Annotated in this window: 23 protein-coding genes; 6 read left to right on the top strand and 17 right to left on the bottom strand. The window is 58.0% G+C overall.

Annotation, left to right across the window (positions count from 1 at the left end):
- Positions 1-55: 55 nt before the first annotated feature.
- The 3 genes from AC2FH0_RS08130 to AC2FH0_RS08120 all read right to left on the bottom strand — a co-directional run bounded on the left by AC2FH0_RS08130 (position 56) and on the right by AC2FH0_RS08120 (position 2,810).
- Complete coding sequence (locus tag AC2FH0_RS08130; RefSeq protein ID WP_271949035.1) at positions 56-592, bottom strand: TRAP transporter small permease; 537 nt, start codon at positions 590-592, stop codon at positions 56-58.
- A 92-nt stretch (positions 593-684) separates the two neighbouring features.
- Positions 685-1,737, bottom strand: a complete 1,053-nt coding sequence (locus tag AC2FH0_RS08125) for a TRAP transporter substrate-binding protein (protein WP_496709815.1) — start codon at positions 1,735-1,737, stop codon at positions 685-687.
- Positions 1,738-1,760: 23 nt separating this feature from the next.
- Positions 1,761-2,810, bottom strand: a complete 1,050-nt coding sequence (locus AC2FH0_RS08120) for a pyridoxal-phosphate dependent enzyme (RefSeq protein ID WP_496705028.1) — start codon at positions 2,808-2,810, stop codon at positions 1,761-1,763.
- A gap of 124 nt (positions 2,811-2,934) precedes the next feature.
- On the opposite strand from AC2FH0_RS08120, the gene AC2FH0_RS08115 reads away from it, so the two are divergent.
- The 4 genes from AC2FH0_RS08115 (at position 2,935) to AC2FH0_RS08100 (ending at position 6,568) form a co-directional block, all read left to right on the top strand.
- Positions 2,935-3,399 (top strand): Lrp/AsnC family transcriptional regulator, encoded by a 465-nt coding sequence (locus AC2FH0_RS08115; protein ID WP_271949042.1) that lies wholly within the window; start codon positions 2,935-2,937, stop codon positions 3,397-3,399.
- Between the two features lie 105 nt (positions 3,400-3,504).
- On the top strand, positions 3,505-4,659 hold the full coding sequence (locus AC2FH0_RS08110; RefSeq protein WP_496789040.1) for an amidohydrolase: 1,155 nt from the start codon (positions 3,505-3,507) through the stop codon (positions 4,657-4,659).
- A complete protein-coding gene (locus AC2FH0_RS08105; protein ID WP_496789039.1) occupies positions 4,656-5,819 on the top strand; it encodes a M24 family metallopeptidase in 1,164 nt (387 codons plus the stop codon). Before AC2FH0_RS08110 ends, AC2FH0_RS08105 begins: the two co-directional genes overlap by 4 nt.
- A gap of 8 nt (positions 5,820-5,827) precedes the next feature.
- Positions 5,828-6,568 (top strand): maleate cis-trans isomerase family protein, encoded by a 741-nt coding sequence (locus AC2FH0_RS08100; RefSeq protein WP_496789038.1) that lies wholly within the window; start codon positions 5,828-5,830, stop codon positions 6,566-6,568.
- Positions 6,569-6,601: 33 nt separating this feature from the next.
- Here AC2FH0_RS08100 and AC2FH0_RS08095 read toward each other — a convergent pair whose 3' ends face one another.
- The 14 genes from AC2FH0_RS08095 to AC2FH0_RS08030 form a co-directional block, all read right to left on the bottom strand.
- Positions 6,602-7,363 (bottom strand): Phenylacetic acid catabolic protein, encoded by a 762-nt coding sequence (locus AC2FH0_RS08095; RefSeq protein WP_496789036.1) that lies wholly within the window; start codon positions 7,361-7,363, stop codon positions 6,602-6,604.
- Between the two features lie 13 nt (positions 7,364-7,376).
- Complete coding sequence (locus AC2FH0_RS08090; protein ID WP_496789035.1) at positions 7,377-8,450, bottom strand: 2Fe-2S iron-sulfur cluster-binding protein; 1,074 nt, start codon at positions 8,448-8,450, stop codon at positions 7,377-7,379.
- Positions 8,451-8,463: 13 nt separating this feature from the next.
- Positions 8,464-8,925 (bottom strand): 1,2-phenylacetyl-CoA epoxidase subunit PaaD, encoded by a 462-nt coding sequence (paaD, locus tag AC2FH0_RS08085; protein WP_142639942.1) that lies wholly within the window; start codon positions 8,923-8,925, stop codon positions 8,464-8,466.
- A gap of 5 nt (positions 8,926-8,930) precedes the next feature.
- Entirely contained in the window at positions 8,931-9,689 is a 759-nt protein-coding gene (gene paaC, locus AC2FH0_RS08080; RefSeq protein ID WP_496789034.1) for a 1,2-phenylacetyl-CoA epoxidase subunit PaaC, read from the bottom strand.
- Complete coding sequence (gene paaB / locus AC2FH0_RS08075) at positions 9,689-9,973, bottom strand: 1,2-phenylacetyl-CoA epoxidase subunit PaaB (RefSeq protein WP_142639870.1); 285 nt, start codon at positions 9,971-9,973, stop codon at positions 9,689-9,691. The genes paaC and paaB overlap by 1 nt, the downstream gene beginning before the upstream one ends.
- A 23-nt stretch (positions 9,974-9,996) precedes the next feature.
- Positions 9,997-10,974 (bottom strand): 1,2-phenylacetyl-CoA epoxidase subunit PaaA, encoded by a 978-nt coding sequence (paaA, locus tag AC2FH0_RS08070; RefSeq protein ID WP_496698310.1) that lies wholly within the window; start codon positions 10,972-10,974, stop codon positions 9,997-9,999.
- Between the two features lie 15 nt (positions 10,975-10,989).
- Positions 10,990-12,192, bottom strand: coding sequence for a 3-oxoadipyl-CoA thiolase (pcaF, locus tag AC2FH0_RS08065; protein WP_496789032.1), 1,203 nt, complete (start codon positions 12,190-12,192; stop codon positions 10,990-10,992).
- Between the two features lie 202 nt (positions 12,193-12,394).
- Positions 12,395-13,210, bottom strand: coding sequence for a PaaX family transcriptional regulator C-terminal domain-containing protein (locus AC2FH0_RS08060; protein ID WP_496789031.1), 816 nt, complete (start codon positions 13,208-13,210; stop codon positions 12,395-12,397).
- 49 nt (positions 13,211-13,259) lie between these two features.
- Positions 13,260-15,290 carry a phenylacetic acid degradation bifunctional protein PaaZ gene (gene paaZ, locus AC2FH0_RS08055; RefSeq protein WP_496789030.1) on the bottom strand — a complete coding sequence of 677 codons (2,031 nt, stop codon included), beginning with the start codon at positions 15,288-15,290 and terminating at the stop codon, positions 13,260-13,262.
- Between the two features lie 107 nt (positions 15,291-15,397).
- Positions 15,398-16,585, bottom strand: a complete 1,188-nt coding sequence (locus tag AC2FH0_RS08050) for a cytochrome P450 (RefSeq protein ID WP_496789029.1) — start codon at positions 16,583-16,585, stop codon at positions 15,398-15,400.
- Complete coding sequence (locus AC2FH0_RS08045; RefSeq protein ID WP_496693796.1) at positions 16,585-17,937, bottom strand: TRAP transporter large permease; 1,353 nt, start codon at positions 17,935-17,937, stop codon at positions 16,585-16,587. The genes AC2FH0_RS08050 and AC2FH0_RS08045 overlap by 1 nt, the downstream gene beginning before the upstream one ends.
- A complete protein-coding gene (locus AC2FH0_RS08040; RefSeq protein ID WP_496691527.1) occupies positions 17,934-18,440 on the bottom strand; it encodes a TRAP transporter small permease in 507 nt (168 codons plus the stop codon). The genes AC2FH0_RS08045 and AC2FH0_RS08040 overlap by 4 nt, the downstream gene beginning before the upstream one ends.
- Before the next feature lie 57 nt (positions 18,441-18,497).
- Positions 18,498-19,517, bottom strand: coding sequence for a TRAP transporter substrate-binding protein (locus AC2FH0_RS08035; RefSeq protein ID WP_271949076.1), 1,020 nt, complete (start codon positions 19,515-19,517; stop codon positions 18,498-18,500).
- 69 nt (positions 19,518-19,586) lie between these two features.
- Positions 19,587-21,620 (bottom strand): FAD-dependent oxidoreductase, encoded by a 2,034-nt coding sequence (locus AC2FH0_RS08030; protein ID WP_496691526.1) that lies wholly within the window; start codon positions 21,618-21,620, stop codon positions 19,587-19,589.
- Between the two features lie 103 nt (positions 21,621-21,723).
- Between AC2FH0_RS08030 and paaG the strand changes: the two genes are divergently transcribed.
- Together paaG and paaI are read left to right on the top strand one after the other, a co-directional pair.
- A complete protein-coding gene (gene paaG / locus AC2FH0_RS08025) occupies positions 21,724-22,509 on the top strand; it encodes a 2-(1,2-epoxy-1,2-dihydrophenyl)acetyl-CoA isomerase PaaG (protein ID WP_496789027.1) in 786 nt (261 codons plus the stop codon).
- A gap of 2 nt (positions 22,510-22,511) precedes the next feature.
- Complete coding sequence (paaI, locus tag AC2FH0_RS08020; protein ID WP_496709833.1) at positions 22,512-22,937, top strand: hydroxyphenylacetyl-CoA thioesterase PaaI; 426 nt, start codon at positions 22,512-22,514, stop codon at positions 22,935-22,937.
- Positions 22,938-22,955: the final 18 nt, after the last annotated feature.

Below are 22,955 nucleotides of genomic sequence, written 5' to 3'. Positions count from 1 at the left end.
GATATCCAGCTCACCAGCTATGACATCGCCAAAGAAATCAAGGAATCCGGGCATCTCAGACTCCTACATCCACTGCGTCATTGTCCTCGACCTCGTACGAGTGCCAGATGCCGACATGAGTGACATTCATGATGAATGCGATCAGATATTGCAGGCTGGCCATAAACAGGCCGACCGGGATCACCGAGTAGATGATATAGACCGGAAACTGCAGCGCCGGGCTCAGACGGTTCAGCTCTTTGATCTCAAGCACGTAGAACACGGACTTATAGGCCAAAAAGGCCAGCAGCATGCTGGTCGTGATCGAAATCAGCGTCAGGATCACTTTCTTGGACCGGCGGGACAGCGTGTCATAAACCGCCGTCATCCGAATGTTCCGACCTTTCCGAACCGCATAGGCAAATCCAAAAAAGGTCACGCTGACAATCAGAAACTGGTTCAGCTCTTCCGAGAAGAACAGGCTTTTGCCAAAGGCGTAGCGGCCAATGGCGTTAGCGGTCGAATTCACCATCATCAACAATATGGCCAGAATGATAACGAATTTCTCGATGAACTCGGTGCCCCTACTCAGGGCGACCAATGCGCTTTTCATGATTTTCCCTCCCTCGGCCCGCCAGTCAGCGTTCCGTAAATGAAAGACGCGACGCCTGAATGAGACGCCGCGCCTTTCAGTGATGTCAGCTCTTATTGCGACGCATCGCTCACCTCGTTAAGCAGGCCGTCGAGGATCTTCTGGGCTTGCGCGCGGGCCGCAGGTTTCTCGGCGTCGTCATAGGCGTTTTCGACCACATCGAAGAATGTTTCATGCAATGTGGCGCTTTGGGCTTCAAAGACAGCGCGCTCGTCCTCGGTCAGGACAATGACCTGCAGATCGGGGCGCTCGGCCTTGATCTTGTCCATGTTTTCCAGATTGATCTTGATCTGATAATCATGCGCAGCCTGCTCGCCCTCGGCGATGGCGTTCTTGACCATCTCTTGCTGATCCGCGGGCAGACCGTTGAACCATTCACTGTTGGTGGAAACGGTGCCGACGTAAGGAAGCTGGCCCGGGAAGATCAGGTAATCCTGAACCTCATGCCACTTGGCGTTGTAGATGAAATAGATCGGGTTCACCATGCCATCGACGGTCTTCAACTGCAGCGCGCCATAGACCTCGCCCCAGGACAAAGGAGTCGGGTTGGCGCCAAACGCCTTGAATGTTTCCACCGGAATGGTCGAGGTGAAGGTACGGATCTTTTGACCTTCGAAATCAGCGGGGCTGCGGATCGCCTTGTTGGCACCCCAGGCCATGTCGCCTTCCGAGATCATAGTGAGCAGCTTTAGGTTCACCTTCTCGAATTTCTCGCTGAGGTCTTCATAGATGGTCGGGCTGGTGGTCAGAACTTCGCGGATCACGTCGATATCACCGCCCAGAACATAGGGAAGATCAAGAACCTGCGCCTCGGGCACATAAGACCCCAGGTGACCGGTGCCCACCGATACGAACTGGACCGTACCCTTAGATGTCAGCTCGACAATATCGTTCTCGGTACCCAACTGACCGTAGTAGTAGATACGCACTTTGATGTCGCCATTGGACTGCTCTTTGACACTTTCGGCGAAGGCCTGTGCAAAGATATCCTGTACGTCGCCTTTGTCCTCTTCCGAGGCGAATTTCCAGGTGTCCGCAAAGGCAGCAGTCGACAGACCTGCCGCGAAAACCGCCGAGGTAATCAGCTTGCTAAAGATGGATGTCATTCTGTTAGTCCTTTCTTGCCCGCTCATGCGAGCCCTTCTGAGATGATGACAAGAGGACGTATTTCCTGCGTCCTCGCCTGTTGGTTGGTTCTCTTGCACAGGGCGCCGTAACCGGCCGCGCCTGACGGCGTGGTCGCGATTCCAAGTGCTGTGACAGCTTCTGCGGCTGCCTGGCCTTCTTCTTCGGAAAGGGTTTCGTAGCTCACGCCGCAGCGCTCGAGCACATCCCAGGCCACGATCGACGGTGCCTTGCAGTCAAGCCGACCCATATTCGAATCCGGCCCATCGCTGCGGGTGGCCCGTCCGGCCAAGTGACTGGCCCGCAAACAGGACGCAGCGCCGGGTTCGACAACGATCAGTTCAGGCTGTTCCGCCCAGTTCAGACGGATCATATGCGACATTGCGGCGGCCAACCCACCGACACCGGCCTGCAGATAGACATGCGTAGGCCACTGCCCCGAGGCCTCGAACCGCGCGCGCAACTCTTCGGCGATGACGCAATAGCCCTCCATCACCAGTTTCGGAATCTCGGTGTAACCAGGCCAGGTTCCGTCGGCCAAAAGCGTGGCACCGGTGGTTTTGGCGTCAGCAATAGCGGCGGCGACGCTTTCGTCATAAACATCGCCCGAACGGACAACCTCGGCACCGAAGGTTCTAAGACGGTCGCCGAACCCTTGCGGTACGGTCTGCGCCAGATGAATTCGCGCCTTTGCACCCATCGCCCGCGCCCCAGCCGCAACGCCCATTCCGTGGTTGCCTGCACTTGCGCAGACGAATGTGTGGCCAGATGCGAATTCCCGAAAATCGGCATCCTTCATCCGCGTAAAGGAGAGCGTTTCACCGGTATTCTCGTGCCATGCCTCCTCGAGAAGGCGTGCAACCGCATAGGGTGCCCCCAAAGCTTTGAATGCGCCAAGCCCCATACGCTCTGTCTCGTTCTTGGCCAGAATGCTCTGACCATCCGGCCCCGTGATTTCAATCAGCGGCGATACAGCATAGGTCTCTTGCCCCTGAAAAAACTCCTGCGCACGGACGAAATCCGGGGCGAAGCTTAGGTCGTCGGTCGCTGTCATGTATTTTCATCCGCTTTTTCCATGTGCAGAGATTGTGCATGATCGACCTATTTCTATTTATCGTATTTGACCCTAATCTCGATAATATGTTTCAAACCTGCCTCTTCCATCGCGAGGATTTTTCATGAACCAACAACTTGATGATGCAGACACGATAATCCTCAGAACCCTGCAAAGGGATTGTCGAATCGGGCTGGAACAGCTGGCGCAAGAATGCAGTCTTTCAGTTCCCTCGGTGCAGCGGCGGCTCAAGCGGTTGCGAGATTCCGGGCTAATCCTGAAAGAGGTCGCGGTGCTAAACCCGTCGCGCTTTGATTATAAGATGACCTTCATTGTTCTGGTCGAACTTGACCGGGAATCGCTTCAGCAACTCGATCTGTTCCGCAAACGCGCCAGGAACGAGCCGCAAGTTCAGCAATGCTATTATGTGACCGGTGATGCCGACTTTGTTCTTATCTGCGTCGCGCAGGACATGGAGGATTTCGAGGACCTGACCCATCGCTTGTTTTTCGATAACTCGAATGTCCGCAGATTTCGCACATCTGTCGCGATGGACCGTACAAAGATTGGTCTGGAGCTTCCGATCTGAACTTGGCGCTTTTGTGCAATTTTTTCTGCTTTAGGGTCGGAAATTTGATGCGAAACACGCAGCCCTATCCTGTAGAACCGATGCAACTCACACGCGGATGAAGAAATGAGCGATTTAGAGAACCGTATGATCGCGCTTCGGCGGGATTTGCACAGGCACCCGGAACTGGGCTTTCAAGAGGCGCGGACCAAGTCGGTTGTCGCTGAACGGCTGCGCGCCCTTGGGATCGAAGTGCACGAAGGCGCAGGCGTTGTCGGTGTGCTTCGATCCGGCGTTGGCAACAAAGCCATTGGCCTGCGTGCTGACTTGGATGCGCTTCCAATCACCGAAACCTCGTCCCATGACTATGTCTCGACCTCACCCGGTGTGATGCATGCTTGTGGCCACGATGGACATACAACCATGCTGCTTGGGGCGGCAGAGCGTCTGGCGAAAGAACCTACCTTTGACGGTACGGTTGTTTTTCTATTCCAGCCAAACGAAGAGCACGGCCTGGGCGCGCGCGCGATGATCGACGACGGTGTGCTAGAGCAATTTCCGGTCGAAGAAATCTATGCAATCCACAATTTGCCAGGCGCTCCAACCGGTCAGATTTCGACCCGCGCCGGTATTATCTGTAACAGTGAAACCCTGTTCGAGATCACGGTTAAAGGCCAGGGCGGTCATGCCTCGATGCCACAAACCGGCGTTGATGCAATTACCGTAGGGTCCGAGATTGTGGTGGCATTGCAGACCGTGGTGGCACGAAAGCTTGCGCCCGCCTCTGGCGCGGTAGTGTCCGTGACCGAATTCCTGACGGACGGCCAGCGAAACGTCTTGCCGGGCAACGCCACTCTCAAAGGAGATTTTCGCGCCAGATCGCCCGAAGACCGCAACGCCATCGAAGGTTTCATGCGCCAGATCACCGAAGGGATTGCGGCAGCACATGGCATTCAAGCATCGGTCAGCTTTGATACGCAGTTCGTCGAGACCATCAACGCCGCCACTCCGGCCCTTGCGGTATATCGCGCAGCCGAAGCCGCCGGTTGTGACCTGATCAAAGATCGGGCACCGATGAGTTTTTCTGAGGATTTCGCCCAGTTTTCGGCCGCCGTGCCAGGATGTTTCCTGTTGCTGGGCAATGGCGAGACCGGGCCGCATGGCCAACCGCTCCATGCGTCTGACTATGATTTCAATGATGAACTGCTGCCGATCGGAGCTGAATTCTGGGCCCGATTGGTTCAGGACCGGTTGCCCCTGCGAAAGGATCAAGAGTCATGAACGCCCCACGACGTGGTGTTGACCAACAAGAATTCGCAACGCGTACCGCAGCGGCGCAGACAAAGATGGCCGAAACCGGTATGGCGGGCATATTGCTGACAACTGAACCGGATGTGCGCTATTTCAGCGGGTTCCACACACTGTTTTGGCAAAGCCCGACCCGCCCATGGTTCCTGTTCATCCCGGCATCCGGCAAGCCCATCGCAATCATCCCTGAGATCGGCGCAGACCTTATGCGGCGAACCTGGGTCACAGATATCCGCACCTGGGGCGCACCTGCACCAAAGGATGACGGTATTGGGCTGTTGACCGATCTGCTGGCGCCGCTTGCCAGCCGCGGCGAGACTGTTGGCCTGATGAAGGGCCACGAAACCCATTTACGGATGCCCCTTGGCGATTATGAGCGGCTGATCTCGGGCCTGAATGGGCTAAAGATCACTGACGCGACCGAGATCGTCCGAGGCTTGCGAATGGTGAAATCCGATGCCGAGATCGAAAAACTCACCTATATCTGCGCCATCGGGTCGCGCACATTTGAGCGGGTGCCCGAAATCGCCCGCGAAGGGCAGCCGCTTGAGGATGTTTTCCGCTCCTTTCGGCGCGAAGGGCTGGCGCAGGGTGCCGATGATGTTCCGTATTTGGTCGGCGGTGCGGATACGGGTGGCTATCACGACGTCATCTCGCCCCCGTCGCGCCGCCCGCTGGCGCGCGGCGATGTGCTGATGCTCGACACGGGGGCCAACTGGGACGGGTATTTTTGCGACTTCGATCGTAATTGGGCCATTGGCCGCGCCGATGACGCCTCACGCCGTGCATATGATGTTCTTTGGCGCGCGACTGAGGCCGGGATCGCCGCAGCTCGCCCCGGAGCGACTTGCCGAGAATTGTTTCAAGCGATGCAGAAGGTGATCGCTGAGCTCGACGATCAGGGTGGTGACGTCGGCAGGCTGGGTCATGGGCTTGGCATGCAGCTGACCGAATGGCCCTCGCACACCAGTTGGGATACAACTGAGATCACCGAAAATATGGTACTGACCCTTGAACCATCGCTTGGCTATGGCGACGGTCGGGTCATGGTGCACGAAGAGAACATCGTCATACGTGCAAGTGGGGCAGAGCTTTTGACCAAACGCGCCGCGCCCGAACTACCAATCATCTGAGGCCAATCATGAAGCTTGATTTCGAAACAGACGAAGGCATTGGCACCCGCGCCAATCTAGGTGTGATTGTTCTTGAGACTGACGAGACGTTAGAGAACGAATTCTCTCGGATCATGCGCCTAGCTGGTGTCGCGCTCTATCACAGCCGGATTCCGATGGTGCCTGAAATCCGACCCGACACACTGGCGCGGATGGAACAGGACTTGCCTGCGACGGCACGGCTTTTGCCACCATCGCTCAGCTTTGATGCAATCGGATTTGGCTGTACCTCGGCCTCGACCGTGATCGGGTCCGAGAATGTGGCCAAGGTGATAAAGACGGTCTGCCCGGATGCACGTGTGACCGATCCGTTGGCGGCAATCATCGCTGCCGGTCAGCATTTAGGAGCCCGACGATTGGGCTTCGTCACCCCCTATATTCCCGAAGTTTCCGCTGGGATGCGCACAAAGCTGGAACAGGCCGGTTTCGAAATCGCAGGTTTCGGGTCGTTCGAGGAAGGAAATGACCGCGTTGTTGCGCGGATCACAGAAGAGTCGATCCTTGTCGCTATTGAAAAGGTCGCGGCTCAAGCGCCCTGCGATGCTGTCATTGTCTCTTGCACGAACCTGCGATGCCTTGACGTCATTGTTCGGGCAGAAGAAAAGATCGGGATTCCAGTCATTTCCAGCAATCAAGCGCTTGCCTGGCATATGCTTCGATTGGCCGGTATCGAAGACCCCAACCCTCAGTTCGGGCGGCTCTTTGGATAGAGCGAGAAGGGTGTCCGCCTAGGGCGCTATCGTTCAAGCAGGCGATTTGAGGCCAAGCGTTGCCAGAGTTGCAGCCATTGTCTGGCCCCAACGGTCCTGCAATGCGCTGTTTGTGTTGCGACGCAGGCCCATTGATTTCAACAGCTCGAACCGTTTCGGGTCATCGCCGCCGAAGGACACCGCAACCCGAGGCCGCCAGTAAGTGACCGAGTTCTGCATGTCGTCCGCCGCACCGTTCTCGATCAGTTTGACCGCCCCTTCCAACGCCAGCTCGCCATGATGCGCCTCGACCGGGGCGATGGATCGGAAGGCTTCGGCCAGAGGCTGATACGAGATGGTGGAATACTCGGCCAGTTGTTCGGCCACCGCGCGGCTCATCAGCAGATTCATGACCACAGCGTCTGTCCAGCCGGACAGCGGATAGTTGAACACCGCCAGACGCATGTCATGCTCGGACCGGGTGGCCCCGATATCCGCATCCCGCGACAAGCGCATGGTCCAAGGATGGTGATTGGCATAGCGTTCGGTATCTGCGCCAAATTCGCCCATGATGCTGAGAACACAATTTGCGTGATCTGACTTTTCCAGCACGATCTTTGCGGCGGCGATCCGTTCTTTGATCCCCGGCCCCTGATTGATGATGTCGGCAAACCCGGCAGCCCCGGCCAGTTCACTGTCGACAAATGTCGCCATCAGCTTCATCAGCTCGGCCCGATAGCGAGGCGGCACATTCGATGGGTTTGTCAGAACACCGCCTGCGGCCAGATAGCTGTCGAGTGTCATTGAATCGGACATATCTGCCCCCTTTCTACCGGTCGTAATCCACGACCACGCGGTCTGTTACCGGATAGGCCTGGCAGCTTAGCACATAGCCTTTTTCCACTTCGTAGTCTTCCAGCGCGTGATTGGCGAGCATCTCGACCTCGCCCTCAAGCACCTTGCAGCGGCAGGTCGAACAGACCCCCGCCTTGCAGGCAAACGGGGCATCCATAGCGTTTGCCAGGGCGGCCTCAAGAATGGACTGGTCCTTGGGTATGGTCACGGTCTGGGTGGATCCGTCCAGCGTGATCGACGCGCTGCTTTGGTTGCCTTGCGTGGCTGCGTCCGCCGAGACCGGCTTGGCCCTGGCCCGCCCGGGCTGGGCGCTGGCGAACAGCTCGAACTTGATCTGGCCGTCATCCAGACCGTGTTCGCGCAATGCGGCGGCAATGCCCAGCATCATCGGTTCCGGGCCGCAGATAAATGCGCTGTCGACATGGTCGATATCGACCCAATGTTTGAACAACTCTGCGCATTTTTCCTGGGTTACCAAACCGGTGAACAGCTCGATCTCCTGTGAATCCGTCTCAAGAACGTGGATCACGTTGAGGCGACCCATATAGAGGTTCTTGAGGTCTTCGAGATCCTCGCGGAACATGATCGTGTTGATGCCCTTATTGGCATAGATAAGGGTAAAGCGTGATTGCGGTTCCTGTGCGAGGGTCGTTTTGAGGATCGACAGGACCGGAGTAATCCCCGAGCCCCCTGCAAAGCCCAGATATTGCTTTTCCGCACCCGCATCTATCGGAGTATGAAAGCTGCCCATCGGCGGCATGGCCTCGACGATGTCGCCGACATTCAGTTCAGAATTCGCCCATCCGGAAAAGGCGCCGCCTTCAACACGTTTGATGCCAACCTGCAGCACGCCTTCATCCTTGCCCGCGCAGATCGAGTAGGACCGGCGCAGTTCTTCGCCCTCAAATTCGCGACGAAATGTCAGATATTGACCGGCGGTGAAATCGAACTGATCTGCAGCGCCGTTCACAGGTTCCAGTGTCACCACCACCGCATCGCGAATGGTTTTGTGGATATCTGTGACTTTCAGGTCGTGGAAACGTGCCATCCGGTGGTCCTCCTCAGATGCACTTGAAATAGTCAAATGGTTCCAGGCAGTCGGTGCATCGCCAATGCGCCTTGCAAGGGGTCGAACCGAACTGGCTGACCTTCTCGACCGCTTTGCTACCGCAGCGCGGGCAGCGATCCGGGCCGCCCGCCGGTTGCGGTGGGGCAATGCCATAGTCCTCCAGCCGTGCCCGGCCCTTTTCGCTGAGCCAGTCGGTGGTCCAGGCCGGGGCGATGCTGGTTTCGATCTGCACGTCACTGATCCCGCGATCGTGCAAGGCGGTTTCGATATCCAGGCTGATAATGGATGTTGCCGGACAGCCGGAATAGGTTGGAGTGACCGTCACCTTCAACGTCTCGTCCTGCCACTGCACATCGCGCACAATGCCAAGATCGACCACCGAAATCACCGGAATTTCAGGGTCAGGAACAGCATCCAGCCATTCCCAGATTTGTTTGGTCGATGCCCGATCCATCGGCGTTACCAGCTTGCTTCGGGATAGGCGCGTTGCAGCCACTGCATCTGTGTCAACAGATGACCCAGATGTTCCGTATGCATCCGCCCGTCACGCCCACCTTTATGGGCAAAGCCGCCTTCCGGGATCGTCAAGGTCGCCTCAGACAGGATCCGCTGCACCAAAGCGTCAAACTCCGCGCGCAGATCCGCGGGGTTCGGCGCAATGCCCGCCGCGACCATCTCGGCGTCAACTTCGTCGCTGGTGAACATCTCGCCGACATACGGCCACAGGTAGTCCAGAGCCGACTGCATCCGAGCGTGGCTTTCCGCTGTTCCGTCCCCCAGACCAACCACCGTGTCGCCCGAGCGTTCCAGGTGATAAGCCACCTCTTTACTGGCTTTCGCGGCAATGGCCGCGACACGGTCATCCGTAGAGTTGAGCAAGCGTCCCTGCATGATGGAATGCCACGCATCGAACAGGAACTGGCGCATCAGGGTCCGGCCAAAATCCCCATTTGGAACCTCGACCAGCAGCACATTGCGGAAATCCCAGGCATCGCGCAGGAAGGCCAGATCGTCAGCGGTTTTGCCGCCTTGGATTTCCCCCGCCAGACCCAACCACATCTGAGTCTGCCCGATCAGGTCCAAGGCCGTGTTGGCCAGTGCGATATCCTCTTCCAGCACCGGCGCATGGCCGCACCATTCACTGACGCGATGGCCAAGGACCAGGTCGTTGTCGCCCATCCGTAGAAGGAATTGTACAAATGCCGTGTCCCGGTCCATCACATGGCCCCCACTTCATCGGGGATGTCGAAAAAGGTCGGGTGACGATAGACCTTGCTTTCGCTGGGCTCGTATAATGGGCCCTTGTCGCTGGGCGAGGAGGCCGAGATATTATTCGCCTCGACCACCCAGATCGACACACCTTCGTTGCGGCGGGTATAGACATCGCGCGCGTTCTTGATGGCCATCTCCGCGTCCGGGGCATGCAACGAGCCGACGTGACGGTGGCTCATACCATGCTGACCGCGGATAAAGACTTCCCACAGGGGCCATTCGTTTTTCATCGGGTTTCCTCCTCAGGGTCGACTTATTCGGCAGCCACTGTGCCAGAGCGTTTCTTTTCGGCATGGGCCATCAGCCCGTCGCGCACCCATTTGCCGTCGTCCCAGGCTTGGTTTCGGGCGGCCAGCCGGTCGGTGTTGCAGGGGCCATTGCCACTGATGACATCGAAGAACTCGGACCAGTCGGGTTCTGAGAAATCATAATGGCCGCGATCGTCGTTCCAATTCAGCTTTGGGTCAGGGATGGTCAGGCCCAGATACTCGGCCTGTGGCACAGTCTGATCGACGAATTTCTGACGCAGCTCGTCATTGGTGTTCATCTTGATCTTCCATTTCATCGACTGCGTAGAATGCACCGAGTCCTTGTCGGACGGTCCAAACATCATCAGCGATGGGTACCAAAAGCGGTTCAAAGCGTCCTGCGCCATTCGTTTCTGGTCCGGCGTGCCTTCGGCCATCTTGCGGATGGCGTCATAGCCCTGACGCTGATGAAAGCTCTCTTCTTTGCAGATGCGGATCATGGCGCGTGAATAGGGACCGTAAGACGTGCGCTGCAACGGCACCTGGTTCATGATCGCGGCGCCATCCACCAGCCAGCCAACGGCACCAACATCAGCCCAGTTCAGGGTGGGATAGTTGAAGATGGACGAGTATTTCATGCGCCCGTCCAGCAGCATTTCGGTGATCTCATCCCGGCTGACACCCAGTGTTTCGGCGGCGCAGTAAAGGTACAGACCATGCCCGGCCTCGTCCTGAACTTTTGCCAACAGGATCGCCTTGCGTTCCAGTGTGGGTGCCCGCGTGATCCAGTTCGCCTCGGGCAGTTGCCCAACGATTTCGGAATGGGCGTGCTGGCCGATCTGGCGGATCAGCGTCTTGCGATAGCCTTCGGGCATCCAATCCTTGGGTTCGATCTTTTCGTCAGCGTCTATGCGCGCCTGAAAGGCAGCAAGCTTTGCAGGATCTTCCTGTGTCGCCTCGGACTTAACCATCTGAGCATACATGTCCCGTCATCTCCCCTATACGCGTTCAAGAATAAGCGCTGCGCCCTGACCGACGCCGACACACATGGTGCACAGCGCGTATCGCCCGCCCGTACGCCGCAACTGATAGGCCGCGGTCATAACCAACCTTGCGCCGGACATGCCCAACGGGTGGCCAATGGCAATCGCGCCCCCATTCGGGTTCACCTGTGGCGCGTCGTCTGGCAGGCCCAGTTCGCGCAGTGTCGCCAGACCCTGGGACGCGAAGGCCTCATTCAACTCTATCACGTCCATTTGCTCGATGCTCAGCCCGGCGCGGGCCAAAACTTTGCGGCTAGCCGGAACCGGGCCAATGCCCATGACACGCGGCTCAACCCCGGCGACAGACATGCCCACGACCCGAGCCATCGGGGTCAGGCCGTTCTTTGACGCTGCCGCCTCATTGGCCATCAAAATGGCTGCAGCGCCATCATTGACGCCCGAGGCGTTGCCAGCGGTCACCGTCTTATCCGGCCCGTTGACACCTTTGAGACCAGACAGTTTGTCCACGGTAACATCCGGGCGCGGATGTTCATCCATATCAACAATGATCGGATCGCCCTTGCGTTGCGGGATCGTGACCGGGGTGATTTCATCCCGGAACAGACCTGCCTCGTGCGCGGCGGCCCATCGGGCCTGACTGCGCGCCGCAAAAGCATCTTGGTCATCGCGGCTGATACCAAAGTCTTCGGCCACATTGTCGGCCGTTTGCGGCATCGAGTCGATGCCATAGGCCTGTTTCATCTTCGGGTTCACAAAGCGCCAGCCGATCGTCGTATCATAGACCGCATTGCTGCGGGTAAAGGCCGAGGTCGCCTTGGGCATCACAAAGGGCGCCCGCGACATGCTTTCGACGCCGCCGGCCACAGCCAGATCATAATCGCCCGCCTTGATGCCCCGCGCCGCCATTCCAACCGCATCCATTCCACTGGCGCACAATCGGTTCACTGTTGTTCCGGGCACATCAACCGGCAATCCAGCCAACAAGGCCGCCATCCGCGCCACATTGCGGTTGCTTTCACCCGCCTGGTTGGCATCGCCATAGATCACATCATCAACGCTGGCCCAATCAACCTGCGGGTTGCACTCTTTCAGGGCGGCCAATGGAATCGCGGCCAGATCATCTGTCCTGACTGACGACAAAGCCCCCCCATATCGCCCAATCGGAGTGCGCGTCGCGTCGCAAATGAATGCGTCCATCACTTAGTTCTCCTGTAGGTGCTGATCCGTATCATTGACCGCATGGTCGGTTTTTAGGGCGTCCATCGATTCGAGGCAAGCTTTATGTTACGAGTTCTTTTTCTTTTTTAGATTTTCTGTAACATTTGGCGCGAGAGAAACGCCGCAATGATCGCCGAATGACCAGCATCGGGCGGATCAGATAGGTGACGCTAAAGAAAACCTAGCTGTCCAGCTCGGCTTCCAAGGATTCCAAATCAGGGCGCGGCAGTTTTTCCAACAACTGAGATACCGCCGCCCGGCATGCAGGGCCTTTCCAGTCAGCGGGCAGAAACGCCGCAGGAAAGGCGGGATGGCGCAGAACAATACGACGCCAATTATGCACGATCAGGACACGCAGAATGGCCGCCTTCATCGGATCGCCCGCCCCCTCGGGCGGCATCTCTTGGCCGATGATCTGTGTCGATCTCAAGAACTGATCATAGGCGGTTTTCAACGCCTCTGGCCCGCAGAGATCCCGAAGCCAGCCAGGAACAGAGATAGCGCTGCTTTCCACGCCCATCAGTTCTTCAAGACCCGCCGGAACCTGACCCGGAGCCATCGACGTTGCGGGATTGAGAGAGATGTAGTCCCCAGTCAGCATCAGGTCAGCCAATTCCTTACGCGATGAGTCCGAATTGCTGGCGATAAGTACATGCCAGAGGCCGGGTTCCGGCGTTTCCTTGGCATAGATACGCGGTGCGGCGGTCACACTCTGATGACGGCCAAACGCGGTCAGGCGGTGAAAGCTGCTGCGCCCCTTGCGGGTGCTTTCAATCCAGCCATCCTTGCGCAGCCGATGCAGGGCAACACGCGTGGCTTCGGCTTTGATCCCGGCAAGGCTGGTCAGTGCAGTGATCACCGCACCACTTATCTGATCCGTTTCTTCCTGCGCCAGATCACCGAATATCGTCACCAGCACGGACCACACCCGTTGCGTACCCTCAGAGGTCAGATGGCTAACGCAGGTTTCAAACCAATCAGGGGCTGAATCTTTCATACGGCAAGTATAATCGGGCCAGATCGAATTACCATCCGGCCCAAGAATCTTAGTAGGCCACCATGGTCAGCAGCTCATATTCGGCCACAGGCTCATCATCTTGTTGGGTCAGGGTGACATGCCAGCGCACTTCGCCATATTCATCATTGCGGCGGGTTTTCTTTTTGACCGTCAGGCGCACCTTGATGCTGTCGCCTGCCTCTACCGGTTTCATAAAGCGCAGGTTATCGAGCCCAGTATTGGCCAGGACCGGCCCTTCGTTCGGTTCCACAAAAAGACCCGCCGCGAAAGACAGCAAAAGATATCCATGTGCGACCCGGCCCGGAAAGAACGGGTTACGCTCAGCCGCGGCCTGATCCATGTGGGCATAGAAGGTGTCGCCAGTGAATTCCGCGAAATGTTCAATGTCTTCCATGGTCACGGTCCGCGGTGCGGTGTGGATCGTCTCACCAATGGCCAGATCGTGATAGCGGCGTGTAAATGGATGGGCTGGCGCATTGACCTCGGCTGCACCCGGCACCCATCTCTCGCCAATAGCTGTCAATATGTCCGGCGATCCTTGAATCGCCGTACGTTGCATATAATGCATCACACCGCGCACACCGCCCATTTCCTCGCCACCGCCAGCACGGCCGGGACCGCCATGGACCATATGCGGCAAAGGAGAGCCATGGCCTGTGGATTCTTTCATCGAGTCTCGGTTGTTGAAATAGAGCCGCCCATGATAGGCCCCTGCCCCCATAACAAATTTGCGGGCAACATCAGCATCATGTGTGATGACTGAGGCCACCAGAGACCCCTGCCCTCGGTTCGCCAGCTCAATCGCGTGGTCGGTATCGCGATAGCCCATGATTGTACTGACGGGCCCAAAGGCTTCGGTATCATGCACACGTTGCGCGGCATCGGGATCGCTGCAATGGAACAGCATCGGTGGCAGAAAGGCGCCCTTATCCGCATCGGCCCCATCGACCACGAAGTCGTCCGGATTGCCAAAGACGCACTCGGCCTCGTGCCCTATAATCGCGGCCTTCTCCAAAACATCGCGCTTCTGACTGGCCGAGACCAGCGCACCCATTCGGGTGGTTTCCAGTTTCGGATCCCCAATGGTGGTCTTTGCCAAACGCGCGGACAGCGCCTCAATAACGGCCTGCACATGCGGCTCGGGCGCGATGATCCTGCGGATGGCAGTGCATTTCTGACCCGCCTTAGTGGTCATCTCGCGCTGAACCTCTTTGACGAACAGATCGAATTCGGGCGTTCCCGGCGCGGCATCAGGGCCCAGGACCGAGCAGTTCAAGCTGTCCTGTTCCGCCACGAACCGGACCGAATTTTCCAGGATTACGGGGTTCGCGCGCAGCCTCAGCGCCGTATCCGCCGAGCCGGTAAAGCTGACCACATCCTGCATGGTCAGGCGATCGAGCATGTCGCCCAGCCCGCCTGACACCAGTTGCAATGCACCGTTGGGCAATATGCCCGACTCGAGCATCAACCGAACGCACAGCTCGGTCACATAGCAGGAATTTGTGGCCGGTTTGACGATGGCCGGAACCCCCGCCAGAAGAGTCGGAGCCAGCTTTTCCAGCATGCCCCATACCGGAAAGTTGAAAGCGTTGATATGGATCGCAACACCTTTCAACGGGGTGCAGATATGCTGCCCCAGAAAGGTGCCATTGCGCGAAAGCTGCTCAACCTCGCCGTCGAGATAGACATGCCCGTCCGGCATCTCGCGCCGCCCTTTTGAGGCAAAGACGAACATCGTGCCAATACCGCCGTCAATGTCGATCAGATGATCCGCCTGGGTTGCGCCGGTATTGAAGGACAGATCGTACATCGCCTGCTTGAGCTTGCCCAGATGAACAGACAGCGCCTTGAGCATCTTGGCCCGCTGGTGAAACGTCATCTTGCGCAGCGCAGGACCACCAACATTGCGCGCATGATCCAGCATTCCCTGAACGTCCAAGGCGTTGTTTCCGGCTGTTGCGATCACCTCTCCCGTCACCGCGCTTGCGATGTTGCGAGCACCTGCCCCCGGCGCAATCCACTCGCCCGCAGCAAAACTTGAAATCTGTTGGATCGTCATAGGTCTCTCCTTACTCGCGGCAGGGCTAGCGCGCGGGGGCGTTTGCGATATCTTATTATTAACCGTACGGTCGGTCAATAAATTTCAGAACAAGCAGCGCGGCTAGTTCAAACCTGCGCGGGCAGGTGGGCGAACCCCCGAAACCGAATACGCCCCCCACGCTGAGCACTTTCCGTGATCTGGTAATCAGGGAACCGGTTCAAAAACCGGCTAATGGCAACCCGTCCTTCCATCCGGGCCAAGGTCAGACCAACACAAGTATGCGGTCCGCCCGCAAACGCGTGGTGCTTGTTGGGACGGCGATCCAACATCATGTCGTCGGGGCAATCAAACTGTCGCGGATCGCGGTTGGCCGCGCCGATGCAAAGATGCAGATCGGTTCCTGCTGGAATGACATGTCCGTGAAATTCCACCTCTTCAGTGGTCAGGCGATTGCCGAACTGGTTCGGGCTTTCCAGACGCAGAAACTCGTCAACTGCGGTGAAAATCAGGTCTGGATTAACCAACAGCTCGGTCCGCTTATCCCTGTGGCGGTCCAACAGATCCAAAGCGTTGCCAATCAGGTTTGTTGTGGTCTCATGCCCGGCATTCAGTATGAAGATGCAGTTCTGGTACAGTTCAACCTCGGTCAGGCCGCCCTCGGTGTCATCCTGTATCAACCTGGTCAAAACATCGGTCTCCGGGTTCCCCGGGTTGGCCCTGCGGTCGTCGATGATATCGCGCAGAAAGGCTTTGAACTCGCGGACTGCGCGGTTGCCCCAATCTTCCTGCTCGGGCGTCAGCTGCGGTTCCAACGCCCCGAGAATGGCCAAGGACCACTCACGCAACGGCTCACGCTCGGACCGAGGGATGCCCAGCAGGTTGCCGATGATCTCGATCGGGATCGCCCCGGCAAAATCCTCGATCAACTCAACTGTGCCCTTGGCCTGCATTTGATCCAACAGCCCGTCGACAAGTTCGATCAGACCCGGCTCCATCTGCGCCAAAGCGCGCGGGTTCATCGCGCCCACCATCACCTTGCGGACACGCGAGTGCAGGGGCGGATCATTGAACACAAGACTGGTGGTGTGATGTTCAAACAATGGGCTATCCACCCCGTATTTGGGGCCAAACACGGCCTTCTTGTCCGAAATGAACCGCGTTGTGTCCCGATAGATGATGTCCAGATCCTGATGTCGTGACAGGATCGCCGACCCATCGGGTTGCAGGCAGACGGGCGTATCTTCACGCAGCGCCCTATAGGTAGGATAGGGATCATCGTGGAACCCGTCAGGCAGCTTGGTCAGCGCAAACATCAGTGGCCCATCGCCCCCATCTGTTCCGGCAGAACCAGCACAAGCCAGGGCACCAGAACGATCAGGGCCAGCCGAAAGATATCTGCGATCCAGAACGGCGTGACCCCTCTGAAGATCGTCCCGGTCGACACATCCCCGACCACACCCTTCAGAATGAACACGTTCAGTCCCACGGGCGGGGTGATCAGGCTGATTTCGGTGACGACGACCACTACAATGCCGAACCAGATCGGGTCATATCCCAGCGATGTGACCAGAGGAAAAAAGATCGGCACGGTCAGCAGTAGCATCGACAGGGATTCAAAAACACACCCCAAAATGATGTAGATGCCCAGGATCATCAGGATCACCACAAAGGGCGCAACGTCATACGCTGTGACCATGGCGATCAGCGCTTCGGGCAAACCGGCGAGGTTGATGAAGTTCGAAAATATCTGCGCCCCGATCAAGACCGAGAACAGGGCCGCAGCGGTCGCGGTGGTTTCCTTCAAAACCTCGAATGTTGAACCCAGGCTAAGCCCGCCGCGCGACAAGGCAATCAAAAAGGCGCCCATGGCCCCCATCCCCGCCGCCTCGGTCGGGCTGAAGGTCAGGTTCAGCGGTTGAAAATCGAAGGCACCATAAAGCCCGCCAATGACCAGAAAGAACAGCAGCAACACGGCCCAGACCGAGCGCAAGGCCCTCAGGCGCTCGACCCAACCGTGGCGTTCGCCTGCCGGTCCCGCCTCTGGTTTGCGCCAGACGGTCCAGCGCACCGCGAAAAGATAAAACAGAATGCCAAGCACACCGGGGATAATGCCCGCAACAAACAGTTTGCCAATCGAGGTTTCCGTCAGCAGGCCATATATGACCAGGATCACCGAGGGCGGGATCAGGATGCCAAGCGTGCCACCCGCTGCAATCGACGCAGTCGAAAGCTCATCCGCATAACCATACCGGCGCATTTCCGGCATCGCGACCTTGGACATGGTGGCCGCTGTCGCCAGAGACGACCCGCAAATTGCCGAGAACCCGCCGCAGGCCGCGACAGTCGCCATGGCGATGCCGCCCCGGAAATGGCCGAGAAATGCATTGGATACCGCATAAAGCTCGCGCGCGAGCCCGCCTTTGTTCACGAACAGGCCCATCAGGATGAACAGAGGCACCACCGACAATCCGTAATCCTGTGCCGTATCGGTGATCTGGCGACCCACCATCGACATCGCCGCCTTCAAGCCGCGCTCCGAAAAGATGCTGCCGCCACGTTCGTAGGCGAACCCAAGCGTACCAACCAGACCCATCGCGAAGACGATAGGCAGACGCACCAGTACAAGCACCAGAACAAGGGCAAAACCGATAAGTGCGGCGGTCATTGAGAGGTCTCCGACAAGGATTGGGGGGAGAAGATAGTAATCAGGCCCGTGACAATCATCGCCATGGCCGTGATCGCAGTGAACCCCGCGATGAACCAGCCGACATAAAATACCGGGATCGACAGGTATTCAGTCACATCGCCATAGTCCCGTGCGCGCTCGGCAAGAATCCAGACGCGTTTGATCGGCCAGATGAGCATCACGCCCGACACAATATATACAACAGCGTCACGCGCTCGGCTCAGCCGCAAGCGGGAAAATACTCCGTCCGTCAGGTCGACGGCGATCTGACCCTTTCCGGCTGAGATCATCGGCAGAACCGAAAACACCATGATCGCCATGAGAATACGTGTCAGCTCAGTCGCCGCCTCAATCGGGGCGTTGAAGACAGACCGCAGGATGACGTCAAAAAAGGTCATCACCATCAGGATGAACAGCGCGATACAGGCCAGCAGCGTCGGAGCGATGCTGACGCGACGCGCAAAAGTCACGAGAGATTGCATGATTGGGTCCCGGCTGGTGAATTTGGCTGGCGAAGAGACCCCGCCAGCCGGACTGCGTTATTGGGCAGCCATTTCATTTACGATCATGTCATAGGCCGCCTGTGCGTCAACACCGGTGCCGTTGACCTCGTCAATCACCTTGGCGCGGACATCAACGGCGATCGCGTTGAACTTTTCCAGATCTTCCGCCGAGGCCGCGTTGATTGCGTTGCCCTCTGTGGCTTCGGTCGCCTCGCGGCCGATCCCGTCGATCTCGTCCCAGATCTTGCCGATTTCGCGGCTCAGCGGTTCACCAAACACATTCTCCTCCAGCGCCTGCTGCAGCTCAGGGGGCAGGTCGGCAAACGTTTCTTCGTTCATGATAAAGGCGAACGACCCGCGATACAGACCGCCCGGAACCTCGTAAACGTTCTGGGCAACCTCGGTCAGCTTAAAACCCTTGCGGGATTCAAACGGCATGACAACGCCATCGGCTGCTTTCGAAGCAAGGGTTTCATAGACCTTCGGTGCAGGCACCTGGATGCCGGTCGCGCCAAGCGCTGTGCCGACGTCACCGCCAACCCCACCCGGGATACGGACCTTGAGGCCCGACACTTCATCCAGCGTGGTCACCGCGCTGCTGGAGTGCAGCTGCGCCGGACCATGCGTATGCAGGGCGATCACTTTCACGCCGCGATGCTCGTCCGCGGCCTTGAGATGTGCGTCATAGGTGCGCCAATAGGCGACCGATGCGGCCTCTGCCGAGCCTTCATATCCGGGCAGTTCTATCATCTTTGTGGTGACAAAGCGCCCCGGCTGGTAGCCGTGGAAAATGATCGAGGCATCCGCCGCGCCATCCATGATCAGATCCATCTGTGCTGGTGGCGGCGCGATGCCCAACTTCAGTTCGGCGGTGACCTGACCGTCTGTGGCCTCTTCAACCATTTCCACGAATTTTGGCCACATCTTCGCGTTGATACCGTGGGTCGGCGGCGCCCAGCTGGATATGGTCAGCGTATAATCTGCGGCCAGCGCCACGGTGCCCGAAACGGCCAAGGCGGCTGAGGCCAATAGCGTGCTCAAACTGTTGAATTTCATGGTTTTGTCTCCTCCCTCTGAAACATACATTGAATCTGCGTTAATAGTCCGTTTTGTAACCATCAATAGTCATGGTGATGTGGTCTGCCCCGCAATCCTCCAAGACCCGGGGCTTTCAGAGGCGACGGTCTCCATTATTCCCCGCGACAGCTGCGCCCCAATTTCATCCCGATAGTTCATCGGCCCCCCGCGCCAGCGCGGGAATCCGTAGCCATGGATCTGGACCATATCCACGGCCATCGCGTTTTCGGCGATACCCTCTTCGATGATCAATGCGCCCTCATTCGCAAGTACCGCCATCAAACGGGACGAAATCTCGGTGCTCGTAAACGCGCGCCGGGTGATGCCATGTTCAGCCGAGTTGGCTTCGATCAAAGCCTCGACCTGTGTATCACGGATCGGCGTACGGTCGCCGTCATCATAACGATACCAGCCTTTTCCGGACCGCTGCCCGAAACGCTCCATCTCGCAAAGCTGGTCGGCCACAGAGACATAGCGCTCATCCGGTGGGCGTGTTGCGGCATTGCGCTTGCGATTGGCCCATGAGATCTGAAGACCGGTCAGATCCTGCAATTCGTACGGACCCATGGGCATACCAAAGTCGCGCATGGCCTGATCCACTTGATAAGGCAGCGCACCATCTGCCAGAAGATAATCAGCCTCGCGCCGATAGGCGGCCAGCATGCGATTGCCGATAAAGCCATCGCAAATGCCCGATAGGACCGCTACTTTGCCCAGCTTTTTGCCAAACGCAAATCCGGTGGCGATGACCTCTGGGTCCGAATGCCCGGTATGTACGATTTCAAGCAGTTTCATGACATGGGCCGGGCTGAAGAAATGTAGACCTATACAGCGGGCCGGACTGTCGATACCGGCGAAAATCTGGTTTGGATCCAGATAAGATGTGTTGGTGGCAAGAATTGCGTTTGTGTCCATATGCCGGGCGAGTTCCGCGAAAACCTGCTGTTTGACAGATATGTCCTCGAACACCGCCTCAATGGCCAGTTGCGCACCCCGTGCGTCGGCATAGCTGTCAACGGCGCGAAAGGCGCTCAGGCGGCTCTGCATCTGCGCCTCAGTCAGCTTTCCCCGTTTGGCAGCGCCTTCGAGCAGGCCCTTAACACGCCCCAAGGCCGCCGCGGCGGCTTCGGCGTTCTGCTCAATCAACGTGACAGAAAACCCCCCATTCAGGGCGGCAGTTGCAATCCCGGCACCCATCAGACCGCCGCCGACCACCGCGATACGGCTGATGTCGCGCGGGGTTACGCCTCTGATCAAAGAAGGTTTGGACACGCTCCGTTCGGCAAAGAAAGCATGGCGAAGGGCTCGGCTTTCGGCACCTTGGCGCAGGGCCAAATGGCGGACGCGCTCTTTTGGCAAGGCATCGGCAAAGGGTTCGGTTGCCCACCCCAATGCCGTCAGATTTTCCAGCGGAGACTGCTGACCCTTTGACCGTTTCAAAAGTTCCGCGCGCGAAACCTCTATCAGGTCCGGTGCAAAGCTGGTGAGGCTACGCTGACTGACTGGCACTGGTCGCTGCGGCAGGTTGGCCGCAAAGGCCTGAACGGCAGCCTCAGGCTGTTCAGCGACAAGATCAAGGCCACCCAGCCCCTGTAATGTTTCTGCAGACAGGATCTTGCCCCGGCAGGCCAAGTCAATCGCGGCCTCCATCCCGACCAGACGGGGAATGCGTTGCGTGCCCCCTGCCCCGGGGATCAGGCCGACATTGACCTCTGGCAGACCAAATCTGGTACCCGGCGCGGCAATGCGCCAAGCGCAGCCCATCGCAACCTCGAACCCGCCGCCCAGAACGGTGCCGTGCATGCAGGCGATAAAGGGGACCTCGCTGTCTTCGATCATCTGTACTACGTCAGGCAGATGTGGCTCAACCGGTGGGGCGTCGAACTCTGACATATCGCCACCGGCAACAAAGGTTTTACCCGCACATCGCAGGACAGCCACGCGCGCGCCTTTGATGGCACCTACCGCGTCGGCCAACCCCTGACGCACCGCAGCGGATGTCGCGTTCACTGGCGGATTGTTGATCGTTACCCAGGCAACGTCACCCTTCCGCTCAACGCTCACCACCGGCGATTTTGCCATAACCCATCCCTTTGATTTGCTCAGATTCGGCTTGCGTTTATATATTGACCAACCGTTCGGTTAATGCAATCATAAAGTTGAAACGATACCGGCCGAGGCAGTGATGAGCGATACGATTCTTGTAGAAAATCACGGGAACTGGGTCGAGATTACGTTGAACCGTCCAGACAAGCTGAATTCGTTCAACGAAGACATGCATCATGCGCTTCAGACTGCCTTGAATTCCGCGCGCGATACAGGCGCGCGGGCAGTGCTGCTGACGGGCGCCGGGCGAGGCTTTTGTGCCGGCCAGGACCTTGGCGACCGCAATCCGTCAAATATGGACGGGCCGCCGGATCTGGGCAAGACCGTCCGCAGTTTCTATGCCCCCCTAGTGCGGCTGATCCGGTCGCTGAACTTCCCTGTCATCTGCGCGGTGAATGGTGTCGCTGCCGGCGCTGGGGCCAATCTGGCACTGGCCTGCGACATGGTTCTGGCAGCGGAAAGCGCGAAATTCATCCAGAGCTTTTCTAAGGTCGGCCTGATACCGGACACTGGCGGCAGCTGGCACCTGCCCCGCCTTTTGGGCGAGGCGCGCGCCAAAGGGCTGGCCTTTACCGCACAGCCCCTGCCCGCCAAACAGGCCGAAGACTGGGGCCTGATCTGGAAAGCCATACCCGACGATCAACTATTGGCAGAGGCTCGTACGCTGGCTGATCAACTGGCCAATGGCCCTACCCTTGGGTTGGGCAAGACCAAACACTGTATCCAAGCAGCGGCGACGACCTCTTTGTCTGATCATCTGGAACTCGAGGCTGATGCAATGAAAATCTGCGGCGAAAGCGCGGATTATGCCGAGGGCGTGTCCAGCTTTCTTGAAAAGCGCGCGCCCAATTTTCAGGGTAAATGACGATGACACCAAAGGAACGTGCCAGCAAATCAGCCGCTGCGATGTGGGCGAGTGACGAAGCCAGCAAATGGTTTGGCATGGAGCTTGTCGAGGTGGACGAAGGCTGCGCAGTTCTGGCGCTGACCGTCGTTGCGCATCACTGTAATGGGCACGGCATGTGCCATGGCGGCGTGACCCATGCCCTGGCCGACAGCGCCTTCGCCTTTGCCTGCAACAGCCGTAATCACGCGACCGTTGGCCAGCACACGATGATGAGCTATCTCGCCCCCGGCAAGCTGGGGGATCGCCTGACGGCCACCGCGACCGAGGTCTCGGTTACGGGTCGCAGCGGCATCTATGACGTGCGCGTCACAAATCAAGACGGCAACGTGGTCGCCGAATTCCGCGGCATGTCCCGCGCGATTGGTGGCACGAATTTTCAAGAATAGCTTCGCGACCGAAGGAGT

It is taken from the genome of Ruegeria sp. CDSC051 (genome assembly GCF_059610665.1).
The sequence above is the reverse complement of the archived record's forward strand: the minus strand, read 5'-3'. Positions and strand labels throughout refer to the sequence as shown.

What these genes read in the sequence shown, in the direction of transcription:
- AC2FH0_RS08130 (WP_271949035.1), bottom strand. Translation starts at nt 592, where the DNA reads ATGAAAAGCGCATTGGTCGCCCTGAGTAGGGGCACCGAGTTCATCGAG.
- AC2FH0_RS08045 (WP_496693796.1), bottom strand. Translation starts at nt 17,937, where the DNA reads ATGACCGCCGCACTTATCGGTTTTGCCCTTGTTCTGGTGCTTGTACTG.
- AC2FH0_RS08115 (WP_271949042.1), top strand. Translation starts at nt 2,935, where the DNA reads ATGAACCAACAACTTGATGATGCAGACACGATAATCCTCAGAACCCTG.
- AC2FH0_RS08110 (WP_496789040.1), top strand. Translation starts at nt 3,505, where the DNA reads ATGAGCGATTTAGAGAACCGTATGATCGCGCTTCGGCGGGATTTGCAC.
- AC2FH0_RS08040 (WP_496691527.1), bottom strand. Translation starts at nt 18,440, where the DNA reads ATGCAATCTCTCGTGACTTTTGCGCGTCGCGTCAGCATCGCTCCGACG.
- AC2FH0_RS08120 (WP_496705028.1), bottom strand. Translation starts at nt 2,810, where the DNA reads ATGACAGCGACCGACGACCTAAGCTTCGCCCCGGATTTCGTCCGTGCG.
- AC2FH0_RS08090 (WP_496789035.1), bottom strand. Translation starts at nt 8,450, where the DNA reads ATGGCACGTTTCCACGACCTGAAAGTCACAGATATCCACAAAACCATT.
- paaG (WP_496789027.1), top strand. Translation starts at nt 21,724, where the DNA reads ATGAGCGATACGATTCTTGTAGAAAATCACGGGAACTGGGTCGAGATT.
- AC2FH0_RS08060 (WP_496789031.1), bottom strand. Translation starts at nt 13,210, where the DNA reads ATGAAAGATTCAGCCCCTGATTGGTTTGAAACCTGCGTTAGCCATCTG.
- paaB (WP_142639870.1), bottom strand. Translation starts at nt 9,973, where the DNA reads ATGAAAAACGAATGGCCCCTGTGGGAAGTCTTTATCCGCGGTCAGCAT.
- paaI (WP_496709833.1), top strand. Translation starts at nt 22,512, where the DNA reads ATGACACCAAAGGAACGTGCCAGCAAATCAGCCGCTGCGATGTGGGCG.
- paaA (WP_496698310.1), bottom strand. Translation starts at nt 10,974, where the DNA reads ATGTATGCTCAGATGGTTAAGTCCGAGGCGACACAGGAAGATCCTGCA.
- paaC (WP_496789034.1), bottom strand. Translation starts at nt 9,689, where the DNA reads ATGGACCGGGACACGGCATTTGTACAATTCCTTCTACGGATGGGCGAC.
- AC2FH0_RS08095 (WP_496789036.1), bottom strand. Translation starts at nt 7,363, where the DNA reads ATGTCCGATTCAATGACACTCGACAGCTATCTGGCCGCAGGCGGTGTT.
- AC2FH0_RS08030 (WP_496691526.1), bottom strand. Translation starts at nt 21,620, where the DNA reads ATGGCAAAATCGCCGGTGGTGAGCGTTGAGCGGAAGGGTGACGTTGCC.
- AC2FH0_RS08100 (WP_496789038.1), top strand. Translation starts at nt 5,828, where the DNA reads ATGAAGCTTGATTTCGAAACAGACGAAGGCATTGGCACCCGCGCCAAT.
- AC2FH0_RS08105 (WP_496789039.1), top strand. Translation starts at nt 4,656, where the DNA reads ATGAACGCCCCACGACGTGGTGTTGACCAACAAGAATTCGCAACGCGT.
- paaZ (WP_496789030.1), bottom strand. Translation starts at nt 15,290, where the DNA reads ATGACGATCCAACAGATTTCAAGTTTTGCTGCGGGCGAGTGGATTGCG.
- AC2FH0_RS08125 (WP_496709815.1), bottom strand. Translation starts at nt 1,737, where the DNA reads ATGACATCCATCTTTAGCAAGCTGATTACCTCGGCGGTTTTCGCGGCA.
- pcaF (WP_496789032.1), bottom strand. Translation starts at nt 12,192, where the DNA reads ATGGACGCATTCATTTGCGACGCGACGCGCACTCCGATTGGGCGATAT.
- AC2FH0_RS08050 (WP_496789029.1), bottom strand. Translation starts at nt 16,585, where the DNA reads ATGTTTGCGCTGACCAAGCTGCCTGACGGGTTCCACGATGATCCCTAT.
- paaD (WP_142639942.1), bottom strand. Translation starts at nt 8,925, where the DNA reads ATGGATCGGGCATCGACCAAACAAATCTGGGAATGGCTGGATGCTGTT.
- AC2FH0_RS08035 (WP_271949076.1), bottom strand. Translation starts at nt 19,517, where the DNA reads ATGAAATTCAACAGTTTGAGCACGCTATTGGCCTCAGCCGCCTTGGCC.